13 protein-coding genes are annotated in these 17,589 nt (G+C 59.0%); 3 read left to right on the top strand and 10 right to left on the bottom strand.

Features of this window, described 5'->3' with window-relative positions; genetic code table 11:
* Positions 1 to 19: 19 nt before the first annotated feature.
* From CPI83_RS22635 to CPI83_RS22655, 5 genes are all read right to left on the bottom strand, one after another.
* Positions 20 to 559 carry a DapH/DapD/GlmU-related protein gene (locus tag CPI83_RS22635; protein ID WP_080910161.1) on the bottom strand — a complete coding sequence of 180 codons (540 nt, stop codon included), beginning with the start codon at positions 557 to 559 and terminating at the stop codon, positions 20 to 22.
* The gene (locus CPI83_RS22640) at positions 556 to 1,845 is read right to left on the bottom strand and encodes a glycosyltransferase (RefSeq protein ID WP_097387741.1); all 1,290 of its coding nucleotides are present in this window, start codon (positions 1,843 to 1,845) and stop codon (positions 556 to 558) included. The genes CPI83_RS22635 and CPI83_RS22640 overlap by 4 nt, the downstream gene beginning before the upstream one ends.
* 17 nt (positions 1,846 to 1,862) lie before the next feature.
* Positions 1,863 to 2,201, bottom strand: coding sequence for a DapH/DapD/GlmU-related protein (locus CPI83_RS31240; RefSeq protein WP_024487404.1), 339 nt, complete (start codon positions 2,199 to 2,201; stop codon positions 1,863 to 1,865).
* Positions 2,202 to 2,416: 215 nt separating this feature from the next.
* The gene (locus CPI83_RS22650) at positions 2,417 to 3,574 is read right to left on the bottom strand and encodes a glycosyltransferase (protein ID WP_157920623.1); all 1,158 of its coding nucleotides are present in this window, start codon (positions 3,572 to 3,574) and stop codon (positions 2,417 to 2,419) included.
* 116 nt (positions 3,575 to 3,690) lie between these two features.
* On the bottom strand, positions 3,691 to 5,187 hold the full coding sequence (locus CPI83_RS22655; protein WP_202023107.1) for a sugar transferase: 1,497 nt from the start codon (positions 5,185 to 5,187) through the stop codon (positions 3,691 to 3,693).
* Between the two features lie 874 nt (positions 5,188 to 6,061).
* Here CPI83_RS22655 and CPI83_RS22660 point away from each other — a divergent pair.
* Both CPI83_RS22660 and CPI83_RS22665 read left to right on the top strand, forming a co-directional pair.
* On the top strand, positions 6,062 to 7,528 hold the full coding sequence (locus CPI83_RS22660) for a hypothetical protein (protein WP_232816784.1): 1,467 nt from the start codon (positions 6,062 to 6,064) through the stop codon (positions 7,526 to 7,528).
* A complete protein-coding gene (locus CPI83_RS22665; RefSeq protein WP_029254697.1) occupies positions 7,522 to 8,973 on the top strand; it encodes a glycosyltransferase in 1,452 nt (483 codons plus the stop codon). The genes CPI83_RS22660 and CPI83_RS22665 overlap by 7 nt, the downstream gene beginning before the upstream one ends.
* Before the next feature lie 2 nt (positions 8,974 to 8,975).
* On the opposite strand, the gene CPI83_RS22670 is transcribed toward CPI83_RS22665, so the two are convergent.
* Positions 8,976 to 10,151: an O-antigen ligase family protein gene (locus CPI83_RS22670; protein WP_097387742.1), complete on the bottom strand. Its 1,176-nt coding sequence runs from the start codon at positions 10,149 to 10,151 to the stop codon at positions 8,976 to 8,978.
* Positions 10,152 to 10,499: 348 nt separating this feature from the next.
* Between CPI83_RS22670 and CPI83_RS22675 the strand changes: the two genes are divergently transcribed.
* Positions 10,500 to 10,823, top strand: coding sequence for a helix-turn-helix transcriptional regulator (locus CPI83_RS22675; protein ID WP_020968738.1), 324 nt, complete (start codon positions 10,500 to 10,502; stop codon positions 10,821 to 10,823).
* A 99-nt stretch (positions 10,824 to 10,922) separates the two neighbouring features.
* Here the strand turns inward: CPI83_RS22675 and CPI83_RS22680 are convergent, their stop codons facing one another.
* The 4 genes from CPI83_RS22680 to CPI83_RS22695 all read right to left on the bottom strand — a co-directional run bounded on the left by CPI83_RS22680 (position 10,923) and on the right by CPI83_RS22695 (position 17,304).
* A complete protein-coding gene (locus CPI83_RS22680; RefSeq protein ID WP_020968737.1) occupies positions 10,923 to 11,846 on the bottom strand; it encodes a UTP--glucose-1-phosphate uridylyltransferase in 924 nt (307 codons plus the stop codon).
* 571 nt (positions 11,847 to 12,417) lie between these two features.
* Positions 12,418 to 13,566: a beta-mannosidase gene (locus CPI83_RS22685; protein ID WP_097387743.1), complete on the bottom strand. Its 1,149-nt coding sequence runs from the start codon at positions 13,564 to 13,566 to the stop codon at positions 12,418 to 12,420.
* A 46-nt stretch (positions 13,567 to 13,612) separates the two neighbouring features.
* A complete protein-coding gene (locus tag CPI83_RS22690; protein WP_021343189.1) occupies positions 13,613 to 15,346 on the bottom strand; it encodes a glycosyltransferase family 39 protein in 1,734 nt (577 codons plus the stop codon).
* Positions 15,343 to 17,304: a hypothetical protein gene (locus CPI83_RS22695; RefSeq protein WP_047890187.1), complete on the bottom strand. Its 1,962-nt coding sequence runs from the start codon at positions 17,302 to 17,304 to the stop codon at positions 15,343 to 15,345. The genes CPI83_RS22690 and CPI83_RS22695 overlap by 4 nt, the downstream gene beginning before the upstream one ends.
* Positions 17,305 to 17,589: the final 285 nt, after the last annotated feature.

Raw genomic sequence — 17,589 nt, forward strand, 5'->3', positions numbered from 1 at the left:
CAGCGCGGTCGTGCGCCCTTCATGGTCGTCCGATCGACGAAGCCGGGGCGCGGACGATCGAACTCGCCGGAACATCAGATGTAACAAGGCAATTTGCGCCGATAACCGAGTGGTCACCGACCGACGTGCCACGGAGAATTGTGGACCTGGCCGCAATCCACACTCCGTCGCCGATGACGATCGGTCCGTTGTCGAACTCGAAAGTCCGTGACTTTCTGCTGTGACTGCCCGCGCACAGAAAGACGTCCTGCGAGACACAACTGTTCGACCCGATACTCACCGGTTCGAGATTGAGGATCCATGCTCCCTCACCCACCCAAGTGTTATCACCGATCGACAGTTTCCACGGCCAATGGATCTTCACGCCGTGCCGAATCAGGACTGCATCACCGATCTGAGCGCCGAACAGTCTGAGAATGGCAACTCGTATGCGCGCCGGCACGAACCAGGCCCGGAACAGTGGTGCCACCGCGAGCCAGGCGACCTGCACTGATGCCGGACGTCCCTTGTCGTATCCTGCCCCGGTGAATTCACCGAGGGAGAGCTGCGGGTGTGTCATCGCGCTCGGGCTTGCGTCGGTCGAGTCGGCAAACTGTCTCGATTGATGAGTCCGTCGAAGAGGTCACCGAACGCCGTGGTGGCAGAGCCGGGAGACAAGGTTTCGTGCACGTACTCCCCCCCGTTTCGCGCGAGTTGAGTGGCACGGACGGGGTCGGATACCAGCATCTCTATTTCACGTACCAATGCTTCCGGATTTCCGGCGTCAACACGTACTCCCGCCCCGGACAGGGCGATCTCCTCGCCGGAGGCACTGTCCGAAGACGTAGCCGCGACGACGGGTACCCCTGAAGCGAAATACGATGTGAGTTTGCTCGGAACGGCCATACTGCGAAGATCGGCCAACTCGTTGAGAAGTAGTGCGTCCGCTGCTCGCAGCACATCGGTGAAGTCCTCGCCGCCAACAGGATCCATGAATTCGATCCCGGTGCATCCCTCGGACAGCTCTTCGAGATGGGCCCGCTGATTCCCATCCCCCATCAGCACGAATTTGATGTCGGACTGCCGCGGCCCAAGTAAACGCGCGGCGTCCACTACGTTCTCGAGCCCTTGCTTGGCACCCATATTGCCGGCATGCAGAACTATCTTCTGTTCCGGCCCCCAGCCCAATCGCTTTCGCGAATCTTCTCGGGTGCAGGCAGACTGGGAGAGATCCAGGTGGGTCCAGTTCCTGATGACTGTGACGCTGCTCGAGTCGACTCCGAGGTTGTCCTGAGCATGCTTCGCGAACCGCGGATGGATCACGACGACGTGATCGGACTTTCGCAAGATCCAGGATTCGGCTCGATCAACGAGAGACGACAGGCCTCCGCTCAGCTGACCGGTCTCGGACGCGCCCAGTCCGTAGAAGTCCTGCACCCACAGCACCACGGGTGTGCGCGACCGAAGGAGCCTGGTCCTGATGACAAATGCCGCCGAGGACAAAAGTGTAGGACTTAAACACAGTATGAGGTCTGCTCGATGGAAAAGAGTCGCCCAGGTCGCTCTCAAAGCGAAACTTGCCTCCATCAGAATTCTTCGCAGGAAGCTGGGATTCCGAGGGATGTAATGACGAAGTCTTTGAACCGTCAGATTTTCCGACTGCTCTACGGAGGACAGACCTGAGAAGCCATCCATCTTTCGCCAGAATGGATAGTGCGGATACCCTGTCACTACCCTGACGTCAGCACCGGCATCCGCTATCGCATTTGCCAAACCCTCCGTGTACGGAGCGATACCGGTTGGCTCAGGAGAATAGTTGATTCCCACGATCAGGATTTTATTTCCCTGATTATCCATCGTGCTCATTTCCCTTTTCAGCTAACTCAGGACGGCAGTCCGTGCACAGCTTGCAGGTGTGCACTTCTCTGCGTGTCACTCTCGAATCGTTCGGCGACTTTCCGTGCCGGAACTCCGACATTCACCGAGAAACTCTCGACGTCGTTCGTCACGACCGAACCGGCTCCGATAACCGCACCGTCACCGATCTTCACACCGCTCAATATCACCGAACAGGCGCCTATCCATACGTCTGTTCCAATTTCGACAGAATCGCGGGCACCAGGCTGACGGTCCCCCACCCACGTCGACGCGAGCATCGGAATACCCACCTCGTCGATCGCGTGGTCTTCGCGCCCCACGATGTAGACGTTCATTCCGATCATGACGTGGGATCCGATGGAGCCGTCTACCTGAATAACGGTTCGGGGTCCGACACTGACATTATCGCCGATATTCAGTCGGTGAGGCGCACTGATGATAGCTCCACGGCCGGCGTTGAAGTCGCGCCCTACTGAAACATTCCCGTTCGATATTGCGAGTCCATTCATAATTCCGCGAAGGGCTCGCCTGACACCTGACGGTAGGCGTGATCGGTTGCTCATCGTACGACCATCTCCTTGGGCCATCCCTCATTGTCGAATTCGACGACCTGACCTCGCAACGCAGCAGAGATCCCCGATGCCATGGTTTCGGCGGAATAGAGATCCCCGACCTTCGCTGAAACTTCCTCCGCTGGAACGGGATTGGAGACAAGATGCAGGAAGTAGTCTCGCAGCGCCGCAGCCAGCGACTCCTCGGTCGTCGGTGAGTAACTCTGCATAGGACCGACAGCAGCAAGTTCGATCTCGGGGGCGTGCGGGGCGTCCTCGGGGTACAGCATCGGGACTCCGAATCCCAAACTCTGAGTGACACTCAACCCGACGTATCCGGGAGAGATCGACATGATTGAGCGTGCGTAGATTTCAGCAAGTTCGATCGGACTTTCAATGCGACCGTGTACCACAACGGACTCTTCCAGACCTAAATCGAGAATTTGCCGTTCTATCGTTTCCACCGCATTGCCGAAACCCACGATTTCCAACACGGCACCCTCGTCTACGAGGCCCGATCGGTGGAAAGCTGGAACCAATTGATCGACGTTCTTCTCGGCAACCAATCGGCCGACATAGACAATTGATCTACGCGATTCGCCGATGTTACCAGCGTTGATGTCAGCGCGTTTGTACAGAGAATTGGGTGCAACCCAAACTGGTTGGCCTGGAACCTCGAGCTTGGCTGGGACCACACTGGCGTACCCGTAAAGAATGGTCCCCTGAGACAAGCGGCGCATCGTTCGCCGAAGGAAAGCCGTCTTCGACGAAGAACCTTGCCTGGGATGCAAATGGCCCCAAAGAAGAGTACGGCGACGCGCTATTCGTCGAAGGACCAAAATACTCCACGATGTGAGACTACGGGGATTCAAATCCAGGATAGTCACGGACGCGGAAAGCGGATTTTTCCAAGAACCCACCTGAAGAAGAACCTTGTCACCGAAGATTCCGATCCGTCGAACGCGGTCGTAGAAATCCTTGTCGATGCCAGTTCGCACCGTGGAATCCAGCCCGTAGTCCGAAGCGAGAATATCGAGATTTCCTTCTTCCATCTCACGCAACACCTCGATGCACGGATTCCGATAGGTTGGAATCACCGCCAAATACATCGAGTATTTTGTTGATGACATCGAGCCTGCTCCCCCAAAGTTCTCATCGAGCACCACCGATTGGCCAGTGTGCATTGCGCAGTTCCCTTACTTCGGATCCCAGGCAGAGTTCGCCGGGAATGGCGAATCGGATTCGCGATACGAATACGAATACGAAAGACTGACTGAACGGATCAGTATGCGCCGTCACTAGCCATTACGGCTTTGAGCGTCTTCACGACGATCATCACGTCCCCGACCATCGACCAGTTGTCGACATAGGACAGATCCAGCCGAACGGTTTCTTCCCACGAAAGATCCGAGCGCCCGCTCACCTGCCACAAACCGGTGATACCCGGTTTGACCAGCAGTCGCCTTTTGACGGCCCCGTCGTATGCCTCTACCTCACGCCTCAACGGCGGTCTCGGGCCAACTACGCTCATCTCGCGACGGAGCACATTGACGAACTGAGGCAACTCGTCAATCGAAAACTTTCGAATGACGCGCCCCACCTTGGTAACCCGAGGATCGTCACGCATCTTGAACAGGACGCCGGCGCCCTCGTTATCCGACAGCAGGCTGTCGACCTGCGTATCTGCGTTCTGAACCATCGATCGGAACTTCAGCATCGGAAAGGGAACCCCGTCCAATCCCATTCGCTCCGACCGATAGAGCACAGGACCCCGACTGGTGAACTTGACTGCCAAGGCCGTCACGATCAAAACGGGACTGATCAAAATGAGAATGACAGATGCGAAAACGACGTCGAAGGCTGTCTTGGCGAACCGTTGAGCACCATGGTATCGCGGACGTTCGACGTGAATCAGTGGAAGGCCCGCCACCGGCCGCATCGACAGTCGCGGACCGGAAACATCCAGGATTCCCGGTGCCACAACAAGATCGACGTCCTTACACTCCAGATCCCAGGCCAGTTTCCGCATACCGTCGTAGCCGAGGTGTTCCGTCGCCGTAACCGCCACCGCATCGGCACCGACCAAATCGAGTGCGTCGGTCACGTCGTGCTCGTCGCCTAGGACCGGTATTTCGTTGCCGTCGACCACTATGACTCTGTCGCGACGTCCTAGTTGACTGGGTTGGCAGACGCCCACTACCCGGTACCCATCACCGGGAGCTCGTTCGAAGGTCTGGGCCATTTTCTTGACTGCAACCGGGCTTCCCACGACCAAGACGGACGTCTGAAAATCGCCGCGAGACCGCTTCCGCGCGATCACCTTTCGCCAGATCCAGCGGCTCGCCATCAGTGCGGTCAGACCGACCGGAAATGCGAAGGCCAGATAGAGCCGTGCGATGTCCAACTGCAACAGCAAGCTGACAATCGCAATGAGACCGAAGAGGCGAACTGTCGCGACGAAGATTCGTCTGTACTCCTCGGGGCCGCTGCCGATCACACGAATCGAGCGAGTGCGGAAGATCCCCAAAGACGATAACCACATCGCCGCCAATGCAATTGACACACCGGTGTAGCTGAGTTGCCCGAGGATTCCGGGGCTTACCGCACGGCCGTCTCCGCCGAATCGTAGCCATTGAGCCAGAAAAACCGTCGCCACGATGATCACCGAATCGCCCAGGAACAGCCTTCTGCGGTATGCCGTTTCCCATTCCCTCCGAGAAGTCGATCCGCGGCGGAGGTCGGGCACTGCGCGGGGAAGCGTGTGCTTGGTCTTGCCCAGTGTGGACACGTCGAGCGCCGTCACGTGATCAGTCCCTTCCTCATTCGTGGAATCCGTGTGTCGTTGAATCCGTGTGTCGTTGACAGGTGTTGAGCGTGATTCACCAGATTTGAGCAATCCACTGGAACAGCAAATTGCTCGCTTCGATCCGAAGAGTGCAATTGTTCGAGAATCGGAACGCTCTCACGCTCCGATTGGATTACATTGCAGCACTGTCCGAGCGCAGGATCAAACGCAAAGTCATCCCAGTTCAGGCCTGTAGCCGCCCACACCCCCACCTATTCCAATATGGCCGCAGCGCAAGCGCTTTGCCTCTCGCCCTTCGGCGGCGGATCGACTGGAACAACTGGACGAGAGATCGATTCAGAAGCAACTATCGCGTTACTTCAACGAAAGTGCGGCAAACGGGAGGACCTTACTCGCCAGTAGGCGGTTGCCAAAGGGCACCGCATTACCGATACCGCCTGAACAGAGGATCATTTCCATTGGTAACCAACGCTATGACTTTCGCCGACAGAAGGTGCCTGCGCCGTTGGGGACCTACGTCCCCGACAGGGATCTTGGTCCCTATTGCCGTTTCGATGTGCAATTCGAAGGCGAATAGCACTACAGCCCTTGCTGATACAGGCATCAACATCAGAACAAGAACAGGTCGCTCGTCCAGTTCGCAACTAACCGGCCCCGAAAAGAAATTTTTCCTTCGTCTCAATATGTGAGATTCTTACCCGGCTTCGGCCATTCCGCATCGGCCGGTGTGCGGATTCGCACCTTGCGATCGATCACGTAAGGTCGACAAAAGTCGGGTTCGCTGACACAACCTCGCTGCAGCCGACACGGCCGGAGTAGACGACCAGTTCGAATAGGACTACATATCTTGAAGATTCGCGACCTACGCACGCAGTCGGGAATTATCCCCCGCCTCACAGTACGTTGGCTGATGATTGCAGCCGCGACAATCTTTGCTTTCTGGCCTACCTGGACCAATTTGTGGAGGAGCACCGCGAGCGGTACCGCCATCGGATACGTTTTTGTCCTCCCCTTGCTCTGCCTGATAGCCGCCGTCGGAACAGATTTGCGGCGAGGCCCGGACCTTCCGATCCACGACCGCGAGACGGACAAGATTGTCGGCGGTATCGGCTTACTTGTCTCTCTGGGTTTACAGGCACTCCTCATGCCACGTTTTGCCGAGAACTATGAACTGATGCATATCGATGTAATCGCGGCTTGGGTATTCGTCTGGAGCGCAGCGGTTCTCATGTTCGGGCTGCGTCCGGTGAACCGCTACTGGGCAATCTGGGTTGTTCCGATCGTCCTGGCGCCGCTCATCTACCGCACGCTGGCGACTGAACTCGGCGGCACTCGATTCGACTACAGCATCATCATGGTGCTGGTCGCTTCGGCCGCAACGACGATCGCCGTCAGTAGGACCTGGAGACGAGGATTCGCCGGGTTCGTCGGCTCGTCCGTCCTGGGTGCCGCCTTGGTCTACTATCTCTCCCGTCAGTACCCGACTGCACCCTTGTTCAGCATCCAGCTGCTACCAGCACTAGGTAGCGCTTTACTGGTAGGCGGGTTCTTCTACCTGTACGAGCGACGTGGAAGGTCATGGAAGCCGTTCGAGCGTCCGCTCCGGAATCCTTCGACGTCGACCAGCAACTGGACGATCCTGGTGGTGTTCGCCGCGGCGATCGTGATGTTCTTTACGCCGGTGCCCACCGCTCAGGGCGTTCCGGTCTCGGTAGGCCCGCCGGCGACTGCTGATCCACGCCTCATCGTCCCCGCTGGTTGGCGTGAAATCTCGACCAACGAATACGATTGGCCGAGAAAATACTTCGGTTCCACTTCGGCACTCACTCGCCAGACGATTCGTGCTGATACGCCCAATCCTGCCTGGGACACCCAGATGCGCCCACGCACTGTCCAAATGGACGTTGTTCAAGTGCGTCGCCCGTCTACTCTGTCTGTCTATCCGAGCAATACAACTTATGATCTCCAGAACGCACGTGTCAGCCCCACCGTACGAGTCGAGTTGAGTCGTGGAGTCGTCGCGGAAATGTACACAGTTGTCGACGACTCCCTCCTACTCACCTGGAGCAACCTCAATTTCGTGTGGACACGCGGCGACGGTGCCGCACAACGCGTCACACTCTTGACAGTGGACAATCATGAACCGAATGCCTTGTTCCCCGAACCGAAACCATCAATGGCTTCGAATGGAAGCAACACCTTGGCCGTTCTACTCAGAGGCCGGATATCGACTGTGGACAGCGAATCTCAGTACAAGGATCTAGGTATGCTCCAGTCACTCGGAAGGCTCGTCGTGGAGGCACAGAAGTGGTAGATCCCGATCTCTCGGTTGAGGGCGAAAGCTCCGAAGAATTCAAACGAGCCGCACTCCACGACGCTGTGAACGGACTGCGTGAACGCAAACCGATTTCATCGGCATCAGTTGCGTTCTATCCGTGGCAGCGCAACATCCTGCTCCTGATTCTCGTGATCACCATGGTGTGTCTGGTCTTCTTCCTTACTCCCACGCTGATCGTTCTCACATTGGCGTGCACTCTCGGTTACGTGTGGGCGATGGTTGATCGACTCGTGCTGTTCACAAGAGGTTTGGATGCTTCCTCGATCATGACGATCAGCGATCAAGAGGCAAGCTCGCTTTCGGACGAAGAACTCCCGCACTACACAATCCTTGTTCCGGCATACAACGAGCCGGAAGTAGTCGGAGACCTGATTTCCGCTATGCGCGCGATCGACTACCCCTCGGACAAATTGCAGGTGCTCTTGCTCCTCGAAGAGGATGACACTGTCACTATCGAAGCTGCGACTGCCGCCGGAGTCGATGCTGTGGTGAGTATCTTGAAGGTCCCTGCTGCAGATCCGCGCACCAAACCCAAAGCCTGTAACTACGGATTGCACTTCTCTACGGGCGAGATAATCACCATCTACGACGCCGAGGACTCTCCGGATCCGCTCCAGTTACGTCGTGTGGTAGCAACTTTCGCAAAACTTCCATCGAATACTGCGTGCGTTCAGGCGAAACTCGCATTTCACAACGGAACTCAGAATTTGTTGACCGCATGGTTCACGGCCGACTACGCCCTCTGGTTCAATTTCATCCTCCCTGGGCTGATGCGCAGTCAGTCACCGATTCCTTTGGGGGGCACGTCCAATCACCTTCGGCGAAGTGTGCTCGACGAGATCGGCGCCTGGGATCCCTTCAACGTCACGGAGGACGCAGATCTCGGAGTTCGCATCGCCGAGAGCGGCTACCGGACCGCTGTTCTGAACTCGACGACGCTGGAGGAGGCCAACAGCGACACGATCAACTGGATCCGACAACGCTCACGCTGGTACAAGGGCTACCTGCAGACTTGGCTGGTTCACATGCGTCAACCCGTGAAACTGTGGCGCGGACTCGGCACGGTCGGATTTCTACGCTTCACGATCTTGATGGCGGGTACACCCGTCGTGGCGACGCTGAACATGGCATTCTGGCTGATCAGTCTCGGATGGATCCTCGGCCAGCCTGAGGTCATCCACGACGTATTTCCCAACTACGTCTACTTTCCGGCACTCGTGTCACTCGTCTTCGGTAACGCTGCAGTCCTTTACATGAACTTGGTGGCGTGCCGCGAGACGCGGAATCCCATGCTGCTGATTGCCTGCCTCACCGCTCCGCTCTACTGGGTACTGATGAGCATCGCAGCCATAAAAGGCACCTATCAGTTGATACGCAATCCGTCGTACTGGGAGAAAACCTTCCACGGACTGAACACGTAGCCTCAGTTCCCGATCGGAGATTGTTGCGCCGGTTGAGCTTTGGAGCTCGCGGTCCGATCGCTGTCGGTCGAAAGACACGCAAACGCGAGTACGACCGGTAGCCAGTAGTATGCCTGCTCGAAAAATGCCGATGTCAGAGCGAACGTCATCATCGAGACCAGAACGCCTGCCGCGGCGGCGTTCTTGCCGGACTTCATCGATCTGAACGCAACCAATACCGACGCGCAGATGATCAGTGCCACAGCCAGGGCAAGCACCACCCCGCCTTGGTACCAGGATCGTAGAAACACATTGTGGACGACTGTGACGTTGTCGAACGAGGCCGCATTGGCCGCGTTCAAACCCACCCCGGACAGCGGATGCGCACGAATAGCGTCCCAAGCGAATCCGTAAGTATCGTTACGGATCTCTAGAGTGCTGACGGCCTTGGTCTGCCCTGTGACCTGAAGGTATCGATCGGCCGGCGTCTCCAGGTGCTTTCCGAACTCGGTGTAGGTGATTGCGATCCAGAAGAGGACGGAGGCACCGACAAAACTCTTGACGATGGTGGCGATCTTCACTCGCGAAGAAATCGCCACCACGATCAATCCGATCGCGCACGCCGACAACGAACTCAAGCTACCGGTTGCCAGCAGTCCCACCGCGTTCACAATCGAGATCAGCACCAGAACGACCCGATTTCCGACCTTTTGCACTGCAGCCCCCAGGCACAGAATCAGCGCAAGTGAGGACATGATGCCCAGAACGTTCGGGTGACCTGCCAGACCTGGAGCACGACCGTTCACAACACCGAAACCGAAGACGGATGAACCTGCCAATTGGATAGCGGCGACCAGAGCAGAAACCGATTGGCTTGCTATGAACGCAATACATACACGCCTGACAAATTCCGGATCGCGCCGGACATTGGCGACCATCACAAATATTCCGAGCCCGAGAACAATGAAGAGTTGGATTCCAACGTAGAGATTTCCGGTGACGTCACTGCCACGCGTTGCTGTTACCGTGGCGACAAGAGCGGCGTAGCCGGCGATCAACCAGACGCCGACAAACTGCGGCCGAGCAACTCGTCCCAGTGCTACTGACGCCACGATGACCGCAAGCACTGCCATCGCCCACAACTGCGTGACGGCGCCGGGCAACGAGCGGTATATCGGAACTACGACCGCGATCGCCATCCAGACGGCGGTAGTCGGCGACAAAGGAATTCTGCCTGTTCGCCCTGCCGTCGGAGCGGCATCATCCCGAAGGCCTTCAGGTCTGATTTGACTCGGCGTTGTCATTGAGTTCCTGCTTCCGACAATCGAATTTTATGCATTTCACCCTCAATTTCACCCTTCGCCAACGCCGGGCTGAATAATCCCCGCTCAGCGCAGAAGTCAGCCTCAGTCGGCGACGTCGCGTAACTGCAAATAAGCGAATCGTCGACGTAAAACTTTGCCACGACATGGCAGATATCCAATTGTCCTCGACTCGTGGCCGAAAGGAAGTGGCATATACCTCTCGGCTCAGGCAATATGACCGCTATGAGTGGTTTCTCCGCATGGGTCGAGAATCAACTGGAACTTCGCTCGTTCGGCGACATCCAGGAAGCTGCGCGTGCGCTGAAGATTCGACCTTCCGAGCTGAGTCGATGGCTGTCGGCCAAGCGCCCTCCCACGCAGGACACGATGCGGACGGCATGTCAGGTCTTCGACGCTCCGATCATGGAGGTCCTCGTAGCCGCCGGTTATCTGACCTCTGAGGAGGCGGAGCCTGGAACGACTCCACCGTCGGTCGTCGCGACGATTGCGACACAGTCCCTGGTGGACGAACTCACCCGACGCGGTATCGACAAACGCAGCGAATGAATCCGGGCTACCGACATTCACATACGCACTAACCGAAAATGGTGCGGATTCTCTTGCACCAAAACATATTCCGATCTCAGCTGTCATGGACGGCATTCTTCAGTACGTCAACTGCGGATCCGGCTGATCCAATCGTTCCTTGAGCCAGACTCGCAACTCCGGACCGTACTCGGTGCGACTGAGCGCATGGTCGAGAGATGCTCGCAGAAAGCCTCCCGGGTTACCCAGATCGTGGCGGGTTCCGTGATGGACGACGACGTGAACCGGATGCCCCTCCGCGATCAACAGCGCTATCGCATCCGTCAGCTGCAGCTCACCACCTTGCCCAGGCAAGATTCGCCGGAGCGCATCGAACACGGCGCGATCGAGCAGATAGCGTCCGGCTGCGGCGAGGGTGGACGGAGCATCCGCCGGGTCCGGCTTCTCCACCATGCCGACGACCGCGAGCACATCGGGGTCATCGCCTTCCTCAGGCGCTTGGACGTCGAATACTCCGTACGCACCCACACGATCGGGCGCGACGTCGAACGCGCACAGCACAGAACCACCACGCTCGGCACGGACCTTCGCCATAGCGTCGAGAACGCCGCAGGGGTGAACCAGGTCGTCGGGAAGCAGCACCGCGAACGAGTCCTCGTCGGCATCCAACACCGACTCGACAAGACCGACGGCATGACCCAAGCCGAGCGGGGTTTCTTGGACGACAGGCTTCACCGATATGAGGCCAGGTGCTCGACGCACACGCTCGAGCAGATGGTGCTTTCCACTCGCGGCGAGCTTGCCCTCGAGCACCAGGTCCTCGACGAAGTGACCGATCACCGATGCCTTGCCTGGCGCGGTGACGATCACCAAGCGTTCTGCACCGGCCTGAGCCGCTTCGCTGGCAACCAGTTCTATCCCGGGCGTATCCACGACGGGGAGTAGCTCTTTCGGGATCGTCTTGGTGGCCGGAAGGAAGCGGGTCCCCATCCCGGCAGCCGGTACCACCGCAGTCCTGAAAGGCCGTTCAGAGTATCCAGTCATCGTTCACCTCTCCGCTCACGCGATGCTCCACACACTTACCGTTACGCGCATGCAGCGGTCGTCCCCTCATTTCGACGACCGAAAGCTCACATCGCATGTACAGCCTGCGCACAAGGTCTACCGGGCAGCCGATGCCGTCGCAAGTCGACTCGAACTCGGAATTCGTTGCGCGCGAGAGCTACACACCACCCCACATTGTCACTTCCGCGAGGGCCGCACCGAACTCCGCTCACTACCCGTTACCGCGGCGAACGGTCGTGCCCGCATTTCGACGTCAATCGGAAAGGGACTGCTCTGTCAACCAAAGGGGCAGGTACAGCGCAACTTCCGTTGCCGGCGTCTCGATTGGACCGTCCTCGCACAACCGGACGTAGGTCCTGCGGGTGCCACGTCGATAGTCCTGCTTGGTCCCGCGGGCCTTCAAGTTCGGTTATCCGCAGGTGAATGCCACTGAATACCATTGGATGCAAACGAAATACGGTCATCACGTCACAACGCCAGGTTCAGGTTGTTATCAGATCGTGACCATACTCCCACTGGGCGGAACTCCTAGTGGACTACCAGCAGTGTCCTAACTTGCCAGTGAAGCGATCACGTCGAAGAGTGGATCGTCGGGCCCGATGTCCATTGTGCACTCGTTCGGCCGCGGATCCGGTACGAAGGCCCACAGGAGAGCTCCGGCCGTGCCGGCCGCCTTCTGCCCCGTCAGCTTCGTCTCGATATTCGTGGCTCGGGTTGCCAATGATTCACAACTGCCCGCCAATTCGCCTGTCTCAGCGACCAACAACGGCTTCGAGACGTTCGTGGCCTGTTCGATGCGACGCGCCAGTCCGTTCCACTGGTCGCCCGGAAGCGGAACCCCGTCTGCTCCGTAGTCGTGATACTGCAGAATGTCGACGAAGTCGGACTCGCTCACGTATTGGTAGTCGTCACCAGCAGTGCCGCACTGACCGCCCCCGACGTATCCCGCCGTGATCAGGGTGTTCGGATCGATCGCCCGAAGTTCGGCGCCTGCCGTGTCGAAGAACTCCCGCAACACCTGCGCGGAATCAGACGGGCACGTTCTTGTCCACCAATTGCAGGCGGCGTCGGTACACAGGCTCGGTTCCGGCTCCCCCACCAATTCCCACGCCGCGACGGAAGGCTCGTTCTTCCAACGGTCGACGGCGGTGTGCATCCAGTCCTGAAAGCTCATGGTGGCTCGACCTGGGATCAGGTTCGCAACCTTCCAGTCGTCGGTGTACCAGTCCCTGGATTTGAACAGCCCGTCATCACACCCGCTGTCCTGTGGTGAGAGCACCGGAATCGTGAACTGGTTGTGTCGCGCCGCAGCGTCGAACACCGCGTCCATCGGTCCGAAATCCATCTGCCCGGACACCTTGTTCACCGCGAGCGCTTGGAAGGCGTTGAAACGCGTGACGGAATTCGGTGGCAGAGAACCGAAGTAGGCATCGAGATCGACCATCGCGCCGCAGCCGAAGTTCACCGACCAATCAGTGGCCAGTTGATAAGCATTGAGCCCGGTGGGCCACCACGGCTGTCCGTCGAGTGTCAGTCCGCTCGACGACGCTCCGACCCGAACCGTCTTGGGCGAATCGGCAACCACCGGCGTCGTGAACATTCCTGTCACGACCGCGACGGTTGCAAAGCTGACTACAGCGGCAGCGATACGGCGACGCACTGTGCCACGCACACGCGGACGCGCTTCTTCAGAAGACATCTACAACCATCCACGTCATACGGACAATCCTCCCACACGAATTCCCTCATCGACCCGTTTGACGTTCACCGGTCACGCGATACAAACGCCAGGCCGAAGGGTCCATGCCGCCGTCGTTGGGCACCTCGAGCACCAGTGCTCCCACACCGCCGGCACCGGTGTCGTACATCGTCGGATAACGCCGATTGACCGCGTCCGACACACCGCGACCGGTGTTCGGAACCGACAGGATGTACTCGACGTGATGTTCGGCCGGGTTGTTCAGTACGCGCACGAAGTCCGCATCGGAAGGCACGACGAATTGCCGAGGGTTGTTCGACGACGCCACGACGGCATAGCTCTGCACGGTGTCGAGCAGAACCGACCCCTCCGGCAGAGCCAAGTCGTCCAGGTACCTGGCGATGCGACGCTCGGCCGCAAACGTGCGTAGATTCGTCTGCTCCTCCAGGTTCTGGCGGCCCGGAATGATCGCGCTGGCAATGGAATGCTCGAGCACTGCGATCCGCGCACTACCCATCGCGACAAACGTGACCAGCGTCGACCCGACCAGCAAGCACAGGGAGATCACAAGAGGTAGAGACGGTCCCGCCTGCTCGGGGTACGTCGACACCGAGCGCGACGCAGCAGCCCCTGGTCGACGCGTGATGACCGGCGCTCCGCGAGGAGCGATCAGGACGACCAATACGAAACACAGCGGAATGATCGAAATGTAGAAGCGCAGAAGAGGAAACGTCGATCCCATCAGGTAGAGCAACGTCTGCGCTCCGAGGATGGCGCCGAACAGCACAAGAGGCACCACCACTTCGGTGTCGCGCCGCCGAAGTGCGCAGATGACTGCCAGAACCACGAACACCGGGAGCGCCGGCCCGAGTACGGCCATTTCGGTAATCGAGAACGCAAGGCGGGCAACCGGTGAGTCGGTTCCGGCACCAGCCTGTTCCAGGATGGAACTGTTCCCGTACACCGACGAGAACTGTTGGAACGCTTGACCCGTGATGAGCCAACTGGCAAACGACCACAAGGCGAAGGCCAGGAATCCCGGCATCAGCACGACGGCACCGTCGAGGGCTGCTGCCCAGAGCCGCAAGCCAGGTCCTGCGCCCTCGCCCCGCTCCTCCGCTGTCGGTTGAAAACGAAGCCAACTCACCACGGTCACCAGCACCACCGCGACAAACAGGGGTGCCAATGCGTCGTATCGAGTGAGGTACGCCAGAGCGAACGCGAGGCCCGCACCGATGAGGTCGTGTACGTCGTCGCTGCGCATCCACCGAATCAGTCGACGTGTCGCCCACAGAACGAAGAAAAGGAACGGAGCTTCGCTCATTCCGCTCGCCGCGTACATGACGATCATCGGATTGACAGCGAACAGCACGGTAAGGACGACGGTGACCCATCGCGGACACCCACGGTCGCGGCTGATCCCGCGTATCTGAATCACCGCGCCAGCCATGAAGGCCGCGGACATCACGACCGCAGTGATGTTCCACCGCAGCAGATCCGGCCACCAATGACCCATCAGGCCCATCGGAATCTGGACTGCCGCCGTCAACGGGGTGAACACGAATCCGATCGCCGCGAAGTGCGGATCACGGCTGAGCAGCATCGCCGACACCGCGGCGACACGACTGAGCGAATCGGTGAAGATGAACCCGATACCCGCGTTCATCCATACGCCCAACGCGGTGTAGATCGCGAAGAGCACGACGAACATCCGCCATGGCTTCCGGCCCGGTAGATCGTGGACCGCGACGGACAGGGCCGGGCGATCGGTGACGGTCACTGTCCGCGACGCCGAGCCACGAGCACACCACCGACGGCAACAGCGATCAGAACCACGGTCCCGAATCCGATCCAGCCGATCGTGACCGCGCTCAGTCCGGTCTCTTCTTCGGCCGAGGTCGCAGTGCCCAACGGGGCGACGTCGACTCCGACGTCGAACGGCTCACCTCCGCGAGGTGCGACCAGTAGATCGCCGGTCAGTTCTGCGAACCGGTCTTTCCCACCTTCCAACCAGTTGAGCAGACCGTCGGCATCGGCCGCATCACCCTCAGACGTCAGCGCCACTACTTCGTTGTGCGAACCCGAAACCACCTGCAAGGCACCGTATTGTCCACCGAATTCCAGACCCTGCAAGCGCAGGAGACCTTGATCTGCCGTGTCCATGGGTAGAGCCACCGGAGTGGGCAGCGTCCCGTCCGCCGCGATCAACAACGCCGGCAGCGAACTGGTCGCCGCGTCGCCGAACGGGAGCACGCGCGGTTGCAGCGGCAGATAGCTCAACCGCTGCATCGCGACAACGAGGCGCTGGGCTCGAACGAGATCTGCGAAATCACCGTGACTCAAACCGACATCGAGTGTGGGCAGCATCGACTGAGGCAAGGACTGGAATCCTCCAGGCGTCGGCGGGAATCCGGTAGTGGACGTGATGGTGCTGGCCGGATCCACAGTGAGCGAAGAAGGGCTACTGGTGCCGCACTGGAAGTCGCCGGTCACATCCATCGAGACCTCGAACGTCAAGTCGCGACGCAGGAGTTCGTTCGGAACATCGACGCCGATGTCGAAGCGCCCTGTCTCGTTAACCGTCTGCGAGGCGAGTCGTCTATCCCCGAGTGAGATCGACAGTTCTCCGTTACGCGAATTCGGTAGCGGGACATAGGAACCAATCATTCGCACCGAGACATCCTTCATCGGACGCCCCAGTTGCGACTGACTGAACGGGACGTCGACCTCGATGTGATTGAGACCGGAAGCCGTCAGCGTTCCGAGCTTCAGCTCACCGACGGTGATGGCGTCCTGGGAAATCTGGGCAACCGCGTTGTCCGGTGACGCCAGCGCTCTGCTCGCCGCCCAGTAGCCGTCGAAGTTCGCCGCCAAGAGACTGACCTGAGGAACGAGAGTCTTGTCATCCCCTGAAATCCGCAGCACGGGTGAACCATTCGGCGCCGTCGCGAGATCGATGCCGGCGTCCCCACTGTTACCGAGCACTACAGCTCTCTCGAACAGTCCCGGCTCAGCGGAGGGCAGACTCTGACCGTTCGGCAGCTGCTCCACCACCACGGCGTCAGGCTGACTTCCGTACTTGTTGACAATCGCTGCACTCAGTTGCAAAGCCGCACTCTGCTGCGCCCCTGACGAACCATCCGTGACGTAGATGGTTGCCTTCCTCAAAATCGGCGGGAAGAAGGTTGCAACAGTTGTGGGCTGCCGCTCTGCACCGTCGTAGGCGACAAAGGCATCCCGGAGCGCGAGGGGCTGGTATCTCGTTCGGTCGTAGCAGCGGTCGTCGACGGGAACGAGGTGAGCGATCATCGACACGGTGACGCTACGGTCGACCACTTCGAGACCTTGCAAGGGAACCGAAATCGGTAACCCGGTCCCGGCCTGCCCGGCGTCGAAGTCGACGCGGCTCACCAATCTGCCGTCCGAAGTCACTTCGAGCCAGCCCCTACTGAAGTCGGTCGGGGCGGTCAGGATTCCGGTCACGGCTGTTGCAGTGAGTCCGTCCGGCACCGGCACGGTCACCAACACTGGTGCGTCATCGGAAGAGAACACGATGTCCGTTCCTCGGCCGAGTTCGGTGAAGGAGATCGGAGTTGTGGCTGCGGCAACCACCGAAGTATCTGCGTCGTCCTCGAAATCCTGGGCCGAGGCGACACTGCCGAGAGGAAGCAACAAAGTCACCGCGACAGCCACCGGCATTGCCAGCGCGCGCGTCAGCCAGGTTCGAGAGTGGCCCATCAGCGTGTCTCCTCGACATTTCTTGTTTCCGCGCAATCACCAAACACAAATCACGAGTAGCAATCTCGCCAGTTCGCGACGGTCGCAGGTCCGATCGCACCGTTACGGACAAACGAACCATAACGACCAATTTGTGCGTTTGGCTAATTATCCCGACCGGCGAGACTTTTGTTACGGCGCGTCACATGATTAGCAATCGCTGCCGCTGGGAAGCCGAAAGAAACCGTCGGCAAGCCCGTCAACACGCCTGAACGTCCGTCCAGTCTGGGCGCTTCGGGGGGCGGA

This window comes from Rhodococcus sp. H-CA8f (assembly GCF_002501585.1).
Lineage (GTDB): Bacteria > Actinomycetota > Actinomycetes > Mycobacteriales > Mycobacteriaceae > Rhodococcus_F > Rhodococcus_F erythropolis.

Excerpts from the sequence above, each read along its gene's own strand:
- CPI83_RS22635 (WP_080910161.1), bottom strand. The coding sequence starts at position 559 with ATGACACACCCGCAGCTCTCCCTCGGTGAATTCACCGGGGCAGGATAC.
- CPI83_RS31240 (WP_024487404.1), bottom strand. The coding sequence starts at position 2,201 with ATGATCGGAATGAACGTCTACATCGTGGGGCGCGAAGACCACGCGATC.
- CPI83_RS22685 (WP_097387743.1), bottom strand. The coding sequence starts at position 13,566 with ATGTCTTCTGAAGAAGCGCGTCCGCGTGTGCGTGGCACAGTGCGTCGC.
- CPI83_RS22680 (WP_020968737.1), bottom strand. The coding sequence starts at position 11,846 with ATGACTGGATACTCTGAACGGCCTTTCAGGACTGCGGTGGTACCGGCT.
- CPI83_RS22640 (WP_097387741.1), bottom strand. The coding sequence starts at position 1,845 with ATGAGCACGATGGATAATCAGGGAAATAAAATCCTGATCGTGGGAATC.
- CPI83_RS22695 (WP_047890187.1), bottom strand. The coding sequence starts at position 17,304 with ATGGGCCACTCTCGAACCTGGCTGACGCGCGCGCTGGCAATGCCGGTG.
- CPI83_RS22675 (WP_020968738.1), top strand. The coding sequence starts at position 10,500 with ATGAGTGGTTTCTCCGCATGGGTCGAGAATCAACTGGAACTTCGCTCG.
- CPI83_RS22670 (WP_097387742.1), bottom strand. The coding sequence starts at position 10,151 with ATGGCGATCGCGGTCGTAGTTCCGATATACCGCTCGTTGCCCGGCGCC.